This window comes from Novosphingobium sp. CF614, assembly GCF_900113255.1.
In the GTDB taxonomy this organism is placed as follows: domain Bacteria; phylum Pseudomonadota; class Alphaproteobacteria; order Sphingomonadales; family Sphingomonadaceae; genus Novosphingobium.
Map to the genome: position 1 here is coordinate 112,568 of NZ_FOOR01000006.1, position 15,201 is coordinate 127,768.

14 protein-coding genes are annotated in these 15,201 nt (G+C 66.4%); 7 read left to right on the forward strand and 7 right to left on the reverse strand.

All coding sequences use genetic code 11. The features are described 5' to 3' along the window. Window positions 1-30 precede the first annotated feature (30 nt). From BM052_RS09165 to BM052_RS09175, 3 genes are all read right to left on the reverse strand, one after another. The gene (locus BM052_RS09165; RefSeq protein ID WP_091145823.1) at window positions 31-1,212 is read right to left on the reverse strand and encodes a vWA domain-containing protein; all 1,182 of its coding nucleotides are present in this window, start codon (window positions 1,210-1,212) and stop codon (window positions 31-33) included. 187 nt (window positions 1,213-1,399) lie between these two features. Further along, window positions 1,400-1,822 carry a GFA family protein gene (locus BM052_RS09170; RefSeq protein WP_091145825.1) on the reverse strand — a complete coding sequence of 141 codons (423 nt, stop codon included), beginning with the start codon at window positions 1,820-1,822 and terminating at the stop codon, window positions 1,400-1,402. A 166-nt stretch (window positions 1,823-1,988) separates the two neighbouring features. Then, window positions 1,989-2,759, reverse strand: a complete 771-nt coding sequence (locus tag BM052_RS09175; protein ID WP_255406048.1) for a metallophosphoesterase — start codon at window positions 2,757-2,759, stop codon at window positions 1,989-1,991. A 292-nt stretch (window positions 2,760-3,051) separates the two neighbouring features. Between BM052_RS09175 and BM052_RS09180 the strand changes: the two genes are divergently transcribed. After that, complete coding sequence (locus BM052_RS09180; RefSeq protein ID WP_091145828.1) at window positions 3,052-3,825, forward strand: TorF family putative porin; 774 nt, start codon at window positions 3,052-3,054, stop codon at window positions 3,823-3,825. 155 nt (window positions 3,826-3,980) lie between these two features. Here the strand turns inward: BM052_RS09180 and BM052_RS09185 are convergent, their stop codons facing one another. Beyond that, window positions 3,981-4,763: an SIMPL domain-containing protein gene (locus BM052_RS09185; protein ID WP_091145829.1), complete on the reverse strand. Its 783-nt coding sequence runs from the start codon at window positions 4,761-4,763 to the stop codon at window positions 3,981-3,983. Window positions 4,764-4,893: 130 nt separating this feature from the next. On the opposite strand from BM052_RS09185, the gene BM052_RS09190 reads away from it, so the two are divergent. Then, window positions 4,894-5,325, forward strand: coding sequence for a VOC family protein (locus BM052_RS09190; RefSeq protein ID WP_091145832.1), 432 nt, complete (start codon window positions 4,894-4,896; stop codon window positions 5,323-5,325). A 108-nt stretch (window positions 5,326-5,433) separates the two neighbouring features. On the opposite strand, the gene nhaA is transcribed toward BM052_RS09190, so the two are convergent. After that, window positions 5,434-6,627, reverse strand: coding sequence for a Na+/H+ antiporter NhaA (nhaA, locus tag BM052_RS09195; protein ID WP_091145834.1), 1,194 nt, complete (start codon window positions 6,625-6,627; stop codon window positions 5,434-5,436). Window positions 6,628-6,716: 89 nt separating this feature from the next. Here nhaA and BM052_RS09200 point away from each other — a divergent pair, with 89 nt between their 5' ends. The 5 genes from BM052_RS09200 to BM052_RS09220 all read left to right on the forward strand — a co-directional run bounded on the left by BM052_RS09200 (window position 6,717) and on the right by BM052_RS09220 (window position 12,833). Further along, window positions 6,717-8,135: a glycosyl transferase family protein gene (locus BM052_RS09200; protein ID WP_369821515.1), complete on the forward strand. Its 1,419-nt coding sequence runs from the start codon at window positions 6,717-6,719 to the stop codon at window positions 8,133-8,135. Next, window positions 8,132-9,304, forward strand: a complete 1,173-nt coding sequence (locus BM052_RS09205; RefSeq protein ID WP_091145836.1) for a hypothetical protein — start codon at window positions 8,132-8,134, stop codon at window positions 9,302-9,304. Before BM052_RS09200 ends, BM052_RS09205 begins: the two co-directional genes overlap by 4 nt. A 47-nt stretch (window positions 9,305-9,351) precedes the next feature. After that, window positions 9,352-10,266, forward strand: coding sequence for a sulfite exporter TauE/SafE family protein (locus tag BM052_RS09210; protein ID WP_091145838.1), 915 nt, complete (start codon window positions 9,352-9,354; stop codon window positions 10,264-10,266). Continuing rightward, window positions 10,263-11,027 (forward strand): TIGR02186 family protein, encoded by a 765-nt coding sequence (locus BM052_RS09215; protein WP_091145839.1) that lies wholly within the window; start codon window positions 10,263-10,265, stop codon window positions 11,025-11,027. Before BM052_RS09210 ends, BM052_RS09215 begins: the two co-directional genes overlap by 4 nt. Window positions 11,028-11,138: 111 nt before the next feature. Beyond that, window positions 11,139-12,833, forward strand: coding sequence for an ATP-binding protein (locus BM052_RS09220; RefSeq protein ID WP_091145842.1), 1,695 nt, complete (start codon window positions 11,139-11,141; stop codon window positions 12,831-12,833). A 140-nt stretch (window positions 12,834-12,973) separates the two neighbouring features. Here BM052_RS09220 and BM052_RS09225 read toward each other — a convergent pair whose 3' ends face one another. Both BM052_RS09225 and BM052_RS09230 read right to left on the reverse strand, forming a co-directional pair. Then, the gene (locus tag BM052_RS09225) at window positions 12,974-14,401 is read right to left on the reverse strand and encodes an MATE family efflux transporter (protein ID WP_091145843.1); all 1,428 of its coding nucleotides are present in this window, start codon (window positions 14,399-14,401) and stop codon (window positions 12,974-12,976) included. Then, window positions 14,398-15,141 carry a 7-carboxy-7-deazaguanine synthase QueE gene (locus BM052_RS09230; RefSeq protein ID WP_091145846.1) on the reverse strand — a complete coding sequence of 248 codons (744 nt, stop codon included), beginning with the start codon at window positions 15,139-15,141 and terminating at the stop codon, window positions 14,398-14,400. The genes BM052_RS09225 and BM052_RS09230 overlap by 4 nt, the downstream gene beginning before the upstream one ends. Window positions 15,142-15,201 lie beyond the last annotated feature (60 nt).

Here is a 15,201-nt window from a genome sequence, read left to right on the forward strand (position 1 = left end):
CGGGCTCGCCCCGGAACGACGGCGGCGCCTTCATCCCTTCTTGCGGACCAGTTCCTTCATCGCCGCGTCGAGCCCGTCGAGCGTCAGGGGATACATTACCCCGCCGATCAACTCGCGGATCAGGCGCGTGGAGCTGGAATATTGCCATTGCCGCTCCGGCGTGGGGTTGAGCCAGACGGTGGCGGGATAAGTCTGGGTGACGCGCTGGAGCCAGGCGGCGCCGGCCTCGTCGTTCATGTGCTCGACCGAACCGCCGGGATGGGTGACTTCGTAAGGGCTCATCGATGCATCGCCCACGAAGATCACCTTGTAGTCGTGCCCGTACTTGTGGAGCACGTCCCAGGTCGGCGTGCGCTCCGCCCAGCGGCGCCGGTTGTCCTTCCACACGCTTTCATAGAGGCAGTTGTGGAAATAGAAGAACTCCAGGTTCTTGAATTCGCTGGTTGCGGCGCTGAACAGTTCCTCCATCAGCTTGATGAACGGGTCCATCGAACCACCGACGTCGAGGAACAGCAGCACTTTGACCGCGTTGTGCCGCTCGGGCCGCATGTGCAGGTCAAGCCAGCCCTGCTTGGCCGTGCCGCGGATGGTCTCGTCGAGATCGAGTTCCTCGGCCGCGCCTTCGCGGGCGAAGCGGCGCAGGCGGCGTAGCGCGACCTTGATGTTGCGGGTGCCCAGTTCCTTGGTGTTGTCGAGATTGGCGAACTCGCGCTTTTCCCAGACCTTCATTGCGCGCCCGTGCTTGGCTTCGCCGCCGATGCGAACACCCTCCGGATTGTAGCCCGCGTTGCCGAACGGCGAAGTGCCGCCCGTGCCGATCCACTTGTTGCCGCCCTGGTGCCGTTTCTGCTGTTCCTCGAGCCGCTTCTTGAGCGTCTCCATGATCTCGTCCCACGAACCGAGCGACTTGATCTTCTCCATCTCTTCCTCGGAGAAATAGCGTTCGGCGATCTGCCTGAGCCAGTTCTCGGGAATGTCGACCGGCCGCTGGCCGTAGTTGCTCAGAACGCCCTTGAAGACCTTCTGGAACACCTGGTCGAAACGGTCGAGCAGGCCTTCGTCCTTCACGAAAGTGGCGCGGCTGAGATAGTAGAACGCCTCGGGGGTCTGCTCGATCACGTCCTTGTCGAGCGCTTCCAGCAGCACCAGGTGCTCCTTGAGCGATGCCGGTATGCCGGCGGCGCGCAGTTCGTCGATAAAGTTTAGCAGCATCGCATCGCCCCCGTTACCCGGCGCGGGCCGGGATCTCTGGCTGTCTTTGGACTATCCGTGCCCAACACCGGCTCGGTGTGAGCAGGCCCCGATTCGGATTTCGTGTTCCTCGTTCCGGACACACCATATGCCACCCGGCCCCTTCCAGGGAACATCGGGAAACATGCGGTGCGACGGGTGCCGGGGATCAGCTCGCGCCCGGCGGCGGTGGAGGCTGGCGCGGGAACCGTTCCAGCGCGGGATCGATGACCGCCCAGTCCGGCGCATCGTCGGTCCAGATCACGACTTCGGGCCGCAATCCATGGCCTTCGTCGAGCGCTCCCAGCCGCACGGTCACCAGGTGGGGCCGGGCGGAACTCTGCCCGTGGATCTGCGTGCCGCATGACGGGCAGAAACGGAACGTGAGCGTGTTGCCGCTGGCCGCCGCCCATGTCGAACTGGCGAGATCGCCGGTGATCGCCACGTCCTCCACCTTGAACATGGCGTTGTTGGTCGGCCCCCCGGCCGCGATCTGCTGGCATTGGCGGCACCAGCACTGGCGCGTGCCGATCGGCTCCCCGGTGATTTCCAGCGTGACGGCGCCGCAAGCGCAACGGCCGGTGCGGTTCATGCCACTTCTCCCCGCCCGAAGGCGGATCCGGAAAGCAGCCGGAGCGAAAGGGCGGCCTCGTTCAAGGCATTCGGGATCATCGGCGCCACTCCTTCAGGCTTGCGGACAATGGGACATCGCGGCCCCTTATCACTTTTCCGCCTTCGCTTTCGAGATCGAAGTGCGGTTACGCCGCCGCGCTGGTCTCCCCCGAAGCTTCGCGATCGTGGGCCTGGAGGAACCAGCGATCGGTCCCCTGGAGACCGATCGCGGTCAGCGTGCCGTGAAGGTATGCGCCGGTATCGATGCCGATGCGGTTGGAGTATACCTCGGGTTGGGGGGTGATCGTGTGGCCGTGAACGACGCAGACGCCGAAATCGCCCTTGTGGCTCAGGAACGGCTCGCGAATCCACCGGCAGTCCTGGCCGAGCTGAAGTTTGAGCGGGGTGTCGGGACGAATGCCGGCGTGAACGAACAGGTAGTCGCCGATCTGGATCATCTTCTTGAAGCTGGCGAGGAAGTCGAAATCGTCCTGCGGGATCACCTCGTTCAGCAGGTCCTGCAGCGCCTCCACGTTCGCCGCCATGATCGCCCCGGGAACGACCCCGTAGGACATGATCGTCTCCAGCCCGCCGAACTTGAGGAAACCGCGCAGCGCGTCCAGGTTGTCGCGACTGGCCAGCAGCATTTCCTCGTGATTGCCCTGGATGATCTCGACTTCACGCTCGCGCGACCATTCGCGGGCGCGGGCCACCACCGCCGCGCTGTCGCGGCCGCGATCGACCAGGTCGCCCAGCAGCACGATCGTGGTATGCGCTTTGCCGCGGCGCGCGTCGTCAGCCTCGACGATACGCACCAGGGCCTCGAACAAGTCGATGCGGCCATGGATATCGCCGATCGCGTAAACGCGTTCTCCGGCGGGGACGGCAGGGAGCTTCGTCGACGTGGGACGAGCCATCAAGTTTCGGATTTTCGCAAACATTCGTTGCAGCGCGGTATAGGGCGCCGTGACGGCCGAAACAAGAGACCACGCTTCGCGCGGTTCAACCGACAGGAGATTCAGGGCGGACACCGTAGTGGCAAAAAGTCCACACATTGTTTCCCTATCATTGCCGGTTTGAAATTTTCCTTGTGCCGCGCCCGGGTGCGTTGCAGCATTATTGTGCAGTCGCAATCGGGTCCGGAACGAGGCTTGGTGCGGCATGTGCAGGTGGGACGAGGCACCAAAAAGAATCTGTGAGGGAATAAACATGCTTATGTCCGTCCGCGGCGCCATCGCCGCCACTCTTCTCGCCGGCACCGCGCTGGCCGCCACTCCCGCTTTCGCCGACGAAGCTGAAGCTCCGGCTGAAATCACCGTTACCGGCAACGTCGCGCTCACCACCGACTACCGCTTCCGCGGCGTTTCGCAGAGCGGCGGCAAGCTGGCGATCCAGGGCGGGATCACGGTCTCGCACGCGAGCGGTTTCTACATCAGCACCTGGTCGTCGTCGATCAGCGAGAATAGCCTGCCTGGCTATGGAGACCAGGAACTTGACGTGTTCGGCGGCTGGACGGGCGAAGTCAGCCCCGGCATCACGGTCGATGCCGGCCTGCTCTATTATGTCTATCCGGGCGGCACCAGTGATTTCGACACCGACTTCTTCGAGCCCTATGCGTCGGTTTCCGGCGCGGTCGGCCCGGCCAAGCTGAAGGTCGGCGTGGCATACGGCTGGAAGCAGACCTCGCTCCCGGCGTTCGAGACCGGTGCGAAGCACGACAACCTGTATCTCTACAGCAATCTCGACATTGCCATCCCGAACACCCCGATCACCGTTTCGGGCCATATCGGCTATACCGACGGCGTTCTGGCTCCGTCCTATTATTCCACCGGTGACAAGACCGGGGTGGATTACTCGATCGGTGCTTCGGCGACGGTTTACGGTCCGCTTTCCGTCGGCGTCTCCTACATCGGCGTCTCGGGTCCGAGCACCAACAATTACACCGACGACGCGGTGGTCGGCACCCTGACCGCCTCGTTCTGATCGAAGCGACGCGCGAAAGGCATTTCGCAGGAGGACCCCGCCCGGAGCGATCCGGGCGGGTTTCCTTTTGCCTGCGCTCGGCGCGTCACACCGGGTATCGCCGAGCGCGGCCGATTTCCTTCTTTCGTCGTGGCTAGGCGGCGACGCCGCTGTATTCACTTCAGGTAGAAGTCGACCGTCGTGACCACGCGCACTTTCTTGTAGGGCGTGTCTGACACGCCCCAACTGCCGCCGGAATCGCCGTCGCGCGCATCGATCGAGAAGTAGCCCTGGGCCGCCCCCTTGATCGTGCCGACCTCGGTGCCGCTGTCCTTGGCGAACTGCTCGGCGGCGGCGCGGGCATCCTTGGTCGCCTCGGCCACCATCGCGGGCTTGATGTCGTTGAGCCTGGTGAAGGTATAGGACATCCCGGAGCCTTCCTCCAGGATCACGCCGCGTCGCACCAGGTCGAACTGGCGGCGCACCGCGTCCTGCGCCCGCTTGATGTCATCGGTGCGCAAGGTCACGCGCTGGCGGACGGTGAAGCTGGGCAGGCCGTTGTCCTTGAACTGCGAGACGTTGACGCCGGTCGGTTGCAGGGCTCCGGCGGGAAAGCCCAGTTCGCGGAAGAAGGCGCGGATCTGCGCGGTATCGTGATCGACGTCCGCCTGGGCGCTCGCGAGATCGCCGGCGGTCGAGGAATAGCTGATCGTCCATACGGCGAGATCGGCGGTGACGTCACGCTCGGCCAGCCCGCGCACGGTTACCGCGCGGTCGGCCCGGTGCGCGCGCTTGAGCCCGTCGCCGAGGGCGAAGCCGCCGATTACCAGGCCAATGGCCAGGATCGCGGAACTCCCGATCCAGCGATGCGTTGCAGGCTCGCGCAGGAATGGAGTGGAACGGACGGCCTGGTCTGGGCTATCGTCGATCCGGCTATCGTTATTCGTGGCGTCATTCATGGCGGCACCTCCCTGTGATCTGGCCTGTAAACTGGCCTTTGGCCTGGCCCGTGAGCTTGCACGTCATGCCGACGGATGACTGTATGCGCGATGAACCGTTTCCTGCTGTCGACGAATTGAGGAAAATTCCGTGCCCCGATATCTCCACACCATGATCCGCGTGACCGATCCCGAGGCGACCGTCCGCTTCTTCGAACTGATCGGGCTCAAGGAGACCCGGCGGATTTCCAACGAGAAAGGCCGCTTCACGCTCATTTTCCTCGCACCGGAAGGGCAGGAGGACGCGGAGGTCGAACTGACCTACAACTGGCCGGCCGAGGACGGTTCGTCCGAAAGCTACGCCGGCGGGCGCAACTTCGGCCACCTCGCCTACCGGGTCGAGGATATCTACGCGACCTGCCAGCGCCTGATGGATGCCGGAGTGACCATCAATCGCCCCCCGCGCGACGGCCACATGGCGTTCGTGCGCACGCCCGACGGAATTTCGGTCGAACTGCTGCAGGACGGTATGCTGGAGCCGGCCGAGCCCTGGGCCAGCTTGCCCAATGTGGGAAGCTGGTAGCACCGGATTTCATTTTCTCGCTTCTCTTCCCCCTTCGTCGCCCGCGCGGCGGCGAAGGGGGAGGAATACGAGTTCCGGGCGATGGGACTTGGTATATGCGCCCCGCGTTCAGGCCGGTCGGGGCGCCCCGGCCAGGCGCAGGATCGCGTAGCCCAGCAGCGAGGACAGCAGCGAACCCAGCAACACGCCCAGCTTCGCTTCCTCTACCAGCAGCGGATGATGCGGGAAGGCGAGGGCGCCGATGAACAGGCTCATCGTGAAGCCTATCCCGCACAGCACCGCCATGCCCCATAGCTGCATCCAGCTCGCCCCCGCCGGGCGCGGCGCGAAGCCGATCCGGTCGGCGGCGAAGATCGCGGCGAAGATGCCCAGCTGCTTGCCCAGGAACAGGCCGAGCGTAATGCCCAGCGGGATGGGATCGAGCAGCGCCCGAAACCCGATGCCGCCCAGCGCCACGCCCGCGTTGGCGAAGCCGAACAGCGGGACGATGACGTAGCTGTTCCACGGCACCAGCGCATGTTCCAGCCGCAGCAGCATGCTGTCGCCCCGGTGCAGGGGCTTGAGCGGGATGGTGAAGGCGAAGAGCACGCCGGCGATCGTCGCGTGGATCCCCGAATTGAGCACGCAGTACCAGAGCGCGGCGCCCAGGATCAGGTATATCCACGGCCGGCGCACGCCGCTTCGGTTGGCCAGGATCAGGTTCGCCAACATGAGCAGCGCCCCGATCCCCCACAGCAGCTTGATCTGCGCGGTGTAGAACACGGCGATGATCGCCACCGCGCCCAGGTCGTCCACGATCGCCACGGTCAGCAGGAACAGCCGCAGCGAAGCCGGCACGCGGCTGCCCAGCAGGCCCAGCACGCCCACCGCGAAGGCGATGTCGGTGGCGGCGGGAATCGCCCAGCCGCGCTGCATCGGCTGGGCGGTGCCGGCCGCCAGCAGATAGACGAGCGCCGGCATCGCCATGCCCGCCGCCGCCGCGAGCACCGGCAGCCGCCGCCGGGCCGCGCTGGACAGTTCGCCGTCAAGCACCTCGCGCTTGATCTCAAGGCCGACGACGAAGAAGAACACCGCCATCAGTGCGTCGTTGATCCACAAGTGCAGCGTGTCGAGCTTGGCGATCGGTGTCCAGGCAAGCTGGTGATGAAATAAATCATGGTAACCGTATGCCCAACTCGTGTTGGCTACGATCATCGCCAATAGTGCAACCACTATCAGCAGGACTCCCGCCGAGGCCTCGCCGCCCATTAATTTTGTGAAACTTCGCGCCAATCGATTGGCGAAATGTCTAGGTATGCTCATAAGTATGATTTCGGACGATCTTCAATGAATGGCAGCGGGGCGGTGTCAATTGAACGGACAATACAGCGCGGGACCGGAAAGGGCGAGTGGTGGAAGCCACTGACGCGATCGCGCAAGCCATCATGGCCTTGCAGGCCATCGAGCAGGAACTGCTGCTGTTCGCGGCGTTCTGGTTCCTGGTCGGTGCCCTCGACGATATCGGCGTGGATCTGTGCTGGCTCTGGCTGAAGCTGACCGGCCGCGCGCACGTCCCGCGGATAACCCGGCAGGAGGCCGCCGCCCCGCTGCGGGGCCGCGCCGCGATCCTGATCGCCGCCTGGCAGGAAGCGGAAGTGATCGGTCATACCGTGGGCCATGCCCTTTCCTCCTGGCGCCAAGCTGACTTCACGCTCTACGTCGGGTGCTATGCCAACGATCCCGCGACGATCGCGGCCGCCATGTCCGGGGCGGGGGACGATACGCGGGTCCGGATCATCATCCACGAGAGCGCGGGGCCGACCACCAAGGCGGATTGCCTCAATCGCCTTTACGCCGGCTTGTGCGAGGACGAACGGCGGCACGGATACCGCTTCCGGAGCGTGGTCCTGCACGATTCGGAAGACATGGTCCACCCGGCCGAACTTGCCGTGATCGATTCGGCGCTGGGTGATGTCGATTACGTCCAGCTGCCGGTGCGACCTGAACCGCAGCAAGGCTCACCCTGGGTGGCGGGCCATTATTCCGACGAATTCACCGAATCGCATGCCAAGGCACTGATCGTGCGCGACGCGCTCGGCGCCGCGATTCCCGCCGCCGGAGTAGGCTGCGGATTCTCGCGCGAGATGATCGCCCGCATTGCCCGGCTGCGCCGTGCCGAGGGCGCCGCCGCTCCGTTCGCGGCCGAATGCCTGACCGAGGATTACGAACTCGGCCTGCTGGTGCGGCGCCACGGCGGCACGTCACGGTTCCTGCGCCTGCGCGACGCGGAGGGCGATCTGGTGGCGACCCGGGCCTATTTCCCGGCGCGGCTCGAGGATGCGGTGCGGCAGAAGGCGCGCTGGATCCACGGCATCGCTTTCCAGGGCTGGGACCGGCTGGGCTGGAGCAGGAGTATCGCCGACTTGTGGATGGCAACGCGCGACCGGCGAGGGCCGCTGACGGCGATCGTCCTCGCCTGCGGTTATGCACTGATCGTCATCGAAGGAGTACTGGCGATGGCCTGGTTCGCCGGCGCGCGTCCGCAAATGGCGATTTCGCCGGTACTGCGGACCATGCTCGCGCTGTGCTTCTGCAGCTTTGTGTGGCGCATGCTTGTCCGGTTCGCCTTCACCGCGCGCGAATATGGCCTGGGCGAGGGGCTGCGCGCCTTGCCGCGCATCCCCGTTGCCAATGTAATCGCCATCATCGCCGGCCGCCGGGCGCTTGCCGCCTACCTGCGCAGCCTGCGCGGGGCGACGGTGAGCTGGGAAAAGACCAGGCACGATGCCCATCCGGTCACCGCCGTGGCCGGTGGAGCGGCCGCGCGGTGAGCGCTTCGAAAGTTCGGGGACAGCCGCTGGCGGCGCTGCTGGCGGTCCTGGCCGGCTGGATCGGCGGCCGCGCCGCCAGCTGGGAAGCGCCGATGCCGGCGGACGAGGCATTCGCTGCCCGGACCGCCGTTCAGGCGGAGCTATTCCGATCGGCGGCACCCGCCACCGGGTTCGTCGTCGACGGGCGGCTCGGCCCGCAGTCCTTGCCGGGCGCGCTGCCTTCCGGCTTCGCCCCCGGCTTGGTCCCGGTCATGGCTTCGGTCATGGCCCCGCTGCTGGCCGACAGGTTTTACGCCGGTGCGGAGCCGTTTCGCATGGTCTTGCCGGCATCGCCGCGGCCGGCCGCGGCGTGGGATCCGGCCGGCTCGGCCTGGGGGCCTTCGGCGCGGATGTTCGTGCCGTCAAACCTCCATTCCAGCGAGCCGTTGCCGCGTTTCCTGGCGCCGGAGGTCGCGTCTTCCGGCGTCCGGATCGCGACTCCGGCCGTGGCGCCGGCCACCCTCGCGCGCGCCAGGCGCTGGTCGGCGGACAGCTGGGCCCTGCTGCGCCGCGATGACGGAGGCACATTGTCGGCGGGAGTCCTGCCCGCCACTTACGGCGCGAGCCAAGCGGGCGCGGTGCTGCGTTATCGCATCGATCCGTCGAGCCGCTATCGCCCTACCGCCTATATGCGCACGACTTCCACGCTCGGCCAGGTTCGGGAGACCGCGGCAGCGCTCGGCCTCGCGGCGCGTCCCGTCCCTTCGGTTCCGATCGTCGCGGCGCTGGAAGGGCGACTGACCGACCAGGCCTCCGCCCGCCGGTTCCAGCCCGCCGCCTTCGTCCATACCGAGCTGCCGCCCCTCGCCCTGTCGGCCCGGCTCCGGGCGGAAGCCTATTTCCAGGGCGGCTATGTCGGCGGCAAGTTCGCCACGCCCTTTGCCGATGGACAATTGCGGGTCGATCGCGCCTTGCCGCGGCTTGGGCCGGTCGAGGCCAGGCTGGGCGGCGGCATCTGGGGCGGCGCCCAGAAAGGCGCGGCACGCCTGGATGCCGGGCCATCGGCCACGGTCGCGCTGCCGCTGGGCAGGAAGACTTTCGGCAGGGTCGCGTTCGACTGGCGGTTCCGCGTCGCCGGCGATGCCCAGCCCGGCTCGGGACCGGCGGTCACTGTTTCCGCAGGTTTCTGATTCGCCGCTTTCCTCGCGTTCCATGCTGCGGTAGCGAGAGCGCAGAAATGGACGTTTACCTTCCCATCGCCAACCTTTCGGTCAATGGCCTGGTTATCATTGGCCTGGGGCTGATAACCGGGCTGCTCTCCGGCATTTTCGGCGTGGGCGGCGGTTTCCTGACGACGCCGCTGATGATCTTCTACGGCATCCCGCCCACGGTGGCCGCCGCTTCGGCCGCCAGCCAGGTCACCGGCGCCAGCGTTTCGGGGGTTTTCGCCCATTCGCGGCGCGGCGGCGTGGATTATCAGATGGGCTCGGTCATGGTTGCGGGCGGCATCCTGGGCACGGGGATCGGCTCGGCGCTGTTCAACCTGCTCCAGAGCCTGGGCCAGATCGATACCGTCATCAATATCCTCTACGTCCTCCTGCTCGGCTCGATCGGCGGACTGATGGCGAAGGAGAGCATCCAGACGATCCGCGCCGAGCGCTCGGGGGTGCCGATCGCGGCCCGGAAGCGGCGCCATCACCCGCTGGTCGCGAGCCTGCCGATGCGCTGGCGCTTCTATCGCTCCGGGCTCTACATCTCGCCGCTCGCACCGCTGCTGCTGGGGGTGGCGACCGGCGTCCTGACGATGTTGATGGGCATCGGCGGCGGCTTCATCCTGGTGCCGGCGATGCTCTATGTCCTGGGCATGAGCGCCAATGTCGTTGTCGGCACTTCGCTTTACCAGATCCTTTTCGTCACCATGGCGACGACGATGATGCACGCGCTGACGACTCATGCCATCGATATCGTGCTTGCCTCGCTGCTGCTGCTCGGATCGGTGACGGGCGCGCAGTTCGGCGCCCAGTTCGCGCAGAAGGCCAGCCCGGTGACGCTGCGCCTGATCCTGGCGGCGGTGGTCCTGCTGGTCGCCGGGCGCATGGCGCTGGGGCTGGGCTATCGGCCGGACGAGATCTACACGGTGGCGCCGCTGTGAGCCGCCGGCTCGCCGCGTTGCTTGCCTTGCTCGTGCTCCCGTTCCTGGCGGGCGCGCGCGATCCGATCCTGGTTCCCGAGGTTTCGCAGCACGAGGTGGCGCTGCAACAGGGCTTCACCGGCACCGAGCTGCTGCTGTTCGGCGCCATCCTCACCCCGGAAGGTTCGCGCGCGGCCAAGGACTACGACATCGTCGTCGTGCTCAAGGGCCCCACCCAGTCGATCGTGCTGCGCGAGAAGCAGAAGGTCGCCGGGATCTGGATCAACGCGGCCAGCACCGAGCTGCGATCCGCGCCCTCCTACTACGCCATCGCCACCACACGGCCGATCTCCGAGATCGTCGACGACAAGACCGCGGCGATCTATGAACTGGGCCTCAAGTGGCTGCAGCTCTCGCCGATCGGCGCGATCGATCCCAAGGAGCAGGCCCGCTTCGCCGAGGGCCTGGTCGATCTCAATCGCCGGAACGGGCTCTACCGGCAGGAGGAGGGGAGCGTGAAAGTCAGCGAGCAGGTGCTTTACCAGGCACGCATAGGGTTGCCTTCGCGCGTGCCGACGGGGACCTACACCGCCGAGACTTTCGCCATTTCCAAGGGCCGCGTGGTGGCTTCGGCCAGCAGCCAGGTGGAAGTGCGCAAGCTTGGTATCGAGCGCGCGATCGCGCACTTTTCCAATGACTACGGCTTCGCCTACGGGCTGCTCGCCGTCTTCGTCTCGGTGGCGATGGGCTGGCTGGCGGGACGCCTGTTCGCACTCGTCTGATCGCTGCGCGCCGACCTGGGGCGGCTTTCCCCCTGCCTTGGCTGGGCCTTAGCTGGAAATTAACTGCGCACGATCTAAGCAGGTATCGGTTGCCAATAATCCCGGTGTTGAATGAATCAGATGCGACTCGATGGCTTTGACCAGGCGCGCGAAGCGGTCGCCGGTGAAGTGCCGGTCGCGGAGGGCGGCGGCGGCATCGCTGGTCGCGGCCTCGAGCCGATCGGGGTGGTGCTCGAGATCGCGGGCTCGGGCAGCCGCATCGCCTTCGACCTTGACCGCCTGAACGCGACTTCCACCGATTCCGACCCTTCCGTCGCCCTGTCCGGGCAAGTGGGCAGCCAGGTCAAGATCCGGGTCGGCAACGGCTGGCTGCTGGCGAGCGTGCGCAACCAGAAGCAGGACAGCAAGATTCCCGGCGGTATCCTCGCCGATGCCGATTTCCTGGGCGAAGGCGAGGAAGAGCGCCTTACCGGCCGCATTCACACCTTCCGCCGCGGCGTCACCTTCTACCCGATCCCGGGGGCGCTGGTCTATCCGGCCACCAGCGAGGATTTGCGCCAGATCTATGCCAGCGACGGGCGCAGCGCGATCCAGATCGGCAACGTCTATCCCACCAGGAACATCCGCGCCGGCCTCTATGTCGACGCGCTGCTGGGCAAGCACTTCGCGCTGCTCGGCTCGACCGGCACCGGCAAGTCCACCAGCGCCGCGCTGATCCTGCACCGGATCTGCGAGCACGCGCCCGAAGGCCATGTCATCATGGTCGATCCGCACGGCGAGTATTCCGCCGCGTTCCGCAACACCGGGGTGATCCTGGACGTCACCAACCTGCAGATGCCCTACTGGCTGATGAACTTCGAGGAGCACTGCGAAGTCCTGCTGACATCGCGCGGGGACGATCGCCAGCTGGATGCCGAGATCCTGGCCAAGTGCCTGCTGGAAGCCCGTTCGAAAAACCGGCTGGCCGAGCAGATGGGCAAGATCACGGTGGATTCGCCGATCCCCTACCTGCTTTCGGACCTGGGCAACATCATCAACAACGCCATGGGCCGGCTCGACAAGGGGCACACCAGCGCGCCCTACTTGCGCATCCGCAACAAGCTGGACGAGCTCAAGACCGATCCGCGCTATCAGTTCATGTTCTCCGGCATGCTGGTGGGGGACACCATGGCGGACTTCATCGCCAAGCTGTTCCGCCTGCCTTCGCGGGGGCGGCCGATCTCGATCATCGACGTCTCGGGCGTGCCCTCGGACATCACCAGGACCGTCGTCGCCATACTCAGCCGCCTGGTCTTCGACTTCGCGGTATGGGCGCGCGAGGAGATGACGCGGCCGATCCTGCTGGTCTGCGAGGAAGCCCACCGCTACGTTCCCAACGAGAAGAACGCCGATGGTTCCTCGGTCGGGCGCGTGCTTTCGCGCATCGCCAAGGAAGGCCGCAAGTACGGCATCTCGCTGGGCCTCATCACGCAGCGCCCCTCCGACCTTGCCGAAGGCGTGCTCTCGCAGTGCGGCACGATCATCGCGATGCGGCTCAACAACGACCGCGACCAGGCCTTCGTGCGCGCCGCCATGCCCGAGGGCGCGCGGGGCTTCCTCGATGCGATCCCGGCGCTGCGCAACCGCGAATGCATCATCTGCGGCGAGGGCGTGGCCATCCCGATCCGCGTCGCCTTCGACGACCTGGAGGAACACAAGCGCCCGGCCTCGGCCGATCCCTCGTTCACCAAGCTGTGGAACAGCACCGGCGGCGAGGACGAGATGGTCCTGCGCACCGTCCAGCGCTGGCGCGCGCAGGGGCGGTAAGCGCTCCTCCCCGGAACGGGGAGGGGGACCGCCCGCGAAGCGGGTGGTGGAGGGGACTCTCGCCACGGTGCGACGCCGCGCGAGCACGCGGCTCCCCCTCCGTCAGCCTGTGACTGCCACCTCCCCGTTCCGGGGAATCCTCACGTCCCGAATGCCGCGCGCCAGCGGCCGAAGCGGTAGTAGAGGACCGTCAGTGCCACCGTCAGCGTCGAGGCGACCGGATAGGACCACCACACCGCCTCGCTGCCGATCATCGGTTCGGCCAGCCAGTAGAACCCCAGGCGGACCGGGTAGAGCCCCAGGAACATGATTATCAGCGCCGGCATCACCGAGCCGTAAGCGCGCATCGTGCTGGTGAGGATCATGGTGATCGAGACGATCACGAAGGAAGCCGTGCAGACCAGCTGGATATGCTCGGCGATCGGCATGGCGGGGCTGTCGCCGCCCAGGAACAGGGCCAGCAGCGGCCGGTCGAACACCACGATCAGCGTCGCCATGACCGCCGAGAACCCCAGGTTGGCGCCCATGCCGACATGCGTGACGCGGTGGACCCGGGCGTGATCCCCCGCGCCCAGCGCCTGCGCCACCATCGCGCTGACCGCCGATCCGAACGCCATCGCCGGCATCTGCAAATAGTTCCACAGTTGCAGCGAGGCGCCGTAAGCCGCCGCCGCGTCGAGCCCCACGCGGTTGACGAGGCCGATCATGATGAGCCCGGCCGAGGAAGCCAGCAGCAGCTGCGCGCCCATCGGCAGGCCCTTGGCCAGCACGTAGCGCAGTTCCGCGCTGCGCGGCACGGCATAGCGCAGTTCGTGCCCGCGCAGGCGCATCGGCAGGTCCTGCTGGTAAATCCGCCAGATCTGGTAGACCATGCCGGTGACGTTGGCGCAGGCGGTGGCGATCGCCGAGCCGGTGATGCCCAGGCGCGGCAGCGGGCCCACGCCCATGATGAGCAGCGGGTTGAAGCAGACGTCGATCGCGACCGCCAGGATCATCGCGTACATTGGCGTCTTGGAATCGCCGGCGCCGCGCATGGCCATGGAGATCATCATGTTGACGCTGCCCAGCGGTATCGTGATGAAGATCACGCGCAGATAGCTCAGCGCCTCGATCTTGCTGGCCTCCGGCGTGCCCAGCGCGTCCAGCAGGGCAGGGGTGTAGATCCCCCCCAGCGCGGCGACCACCAGCGACAGGCCGAAGCAGAAGCCGGTGCCCGAGCCGAACATGCGGCGCGCGGCGTCGATATCACCCGCGCCGAAATGCTGCCCGACGCGCACCGTGGTCGCCATGCCGAAGCCGAAGATCGCGGCGTAGAGCAGGAACATCACGACATTGGCGTTGGCGGTCGCCGCCAGCGCGCTTTCGCCCAGCAGCCGGCCGACCCAGATCGCGTTGATCGAGCCGTTGAGCGTCTGCAGCACGTTGGACAGCAGCATCGGCACCGCGAACAAGATCAATGTCTTCAGGATCGGGCCCTGCGTCAGATCGCCCTTGATCGCCGGGCGCGGCGCAGTCTCGATCTCGATCGTGGATTGTTCGCCGACGGGGATGGGGGAAGCCTCGTTCATGTTCCCCTCGTGTCGCCCCAGAGATGGATGTGCAAGCGGTCGGTGAAGCGAAATCCGTTCTGGGCACAGATTTCGGCGAGCCAGCCGGACCGTTCCCGCAGGACATTGGCGGAGCGGCCTTCCGGCATCAGGAACAGGCGATCGGGCATGATCGCATGGCGGCGGCGCAGCCCCTGCACTTCGCCCAGGTCGGCGGGATCGGCGATCACGAACTTGAAGAAGGCGCGGGGATCGGCCGCCCAGGCGTCCAGCCGCTCGGGCGGCAGCGCCAGCTCGGCCGGATTGCCGCTATGCGCCAGCTTGGGGCTGACATTGTACTGATCCACCAGCGGATCGAGCGCGGCATGCGGGGCGACGGTGCCGTTGGTCTCGATCTCCACATGCATGCCGGCGCGCGCGGTTTCCAGAGCCGCCACCATGCGGGCCAGCGCCGCGCCCTGCAGCAGCGGTTCACCCCCGGTTATCACCAGGCGATCCGGGGGCAGGGCGGCCACGCGGGCGGCGACGTCCGCTTCTTCCAGGGCGAGTTGGTTGGCCTGGCGCGCGAAGGCCAGATCGTCGCGGTGGGGGCGGTTGTCGCCGTCGAAGCGCCAGGTATAGGCAGTGTCGCACCACTGGCAGGCGAGATTGCAGCGCGAAAGCCGCACGAACGTGCTCGGCCGCCCGATGGACGGCCCTTCGCCTTGCAGCGAGGCGAAGATTTCGGGTTCGCCCGGAGTGGTGGTGGCCAGGGTCAGCATGGGGGCGTCAGAATGTCACCCGCCGGCGGTTGCGCCGGGCTGCCGGAGCCGTCCGAAAGT

Bases quoted from the DNA above. Each gene is read 5' to 3' on its own strand.
- BM052_RS09165 (WP_091145823.1), bottom strand. From the start codon at position 1,212: ATGCTGCTAAACTTTATCGACGAACTGCGCGCCGCCGGCATACCGGCA.
- BM052_RS09170 (WP_091145825.1), bottom strand. From the start codon at position 1,822: ATGAACCGCACCGGCCGTTGCGCTTGCGGCGCCGTCACGCTGGAAATC.
- BM052_RS09175 (WP_255406048.1), bottom strand. From the start codon at position 2,759: ATGGCTCGTCCCACGTCGACGAAGCTCCCTGCCGTCCCCGCCGGAGAA.
- BM052_RS09180 (WP_091145828.1), top strand. From the start codon at position 3,052: ATGCTTATGTCCGTCCGCGGCGCCATCGCCGCCACTCTTCTCGCCGGC.
- BM052_RS09185 (WP_091145829.1), bottom strand. From the start codon at position 4,763: ATGAATGACGCCACGAATAACGATAGCCGGATCGACGATAGCCCAGAC.
- nhaA (WP_091145834.1), bottom strand. From the start codon at position 6,627: ATGAGCATACCTAGACATTTCGCCAATCGATTGGCGCGAAGTTTCACA.
- BM052_RS09210 (WP_091145838.1), top strand. From the start codon at position 9,352: ATGGACGTTTACCTTCCCATCGCCAACCTTTCGGTCAATGGCCTGGTT.
- BM052_RS09220 (WP_091145842.1), top strand. From the start codon at position 11,139: ATGAATCAGATGCGACTCGATGGCTTTGACCAGGCGCGCGAAGCGGTC.
- BM052_RS09225 (WP_091145843.1), bottom strand. From the start codon at position 14,401: ATGAACGAGGCTTCCCCCATCCCCGTCGGCGAACAATCCACGATCGAG.
- BM052_RS09230 (WP_091145846.1), bottom strand. From the start codon at position 15,141: ATGCTGACCCTGGCCACCACCACTCCGGGCGAACCCGAAATCTTCGCC.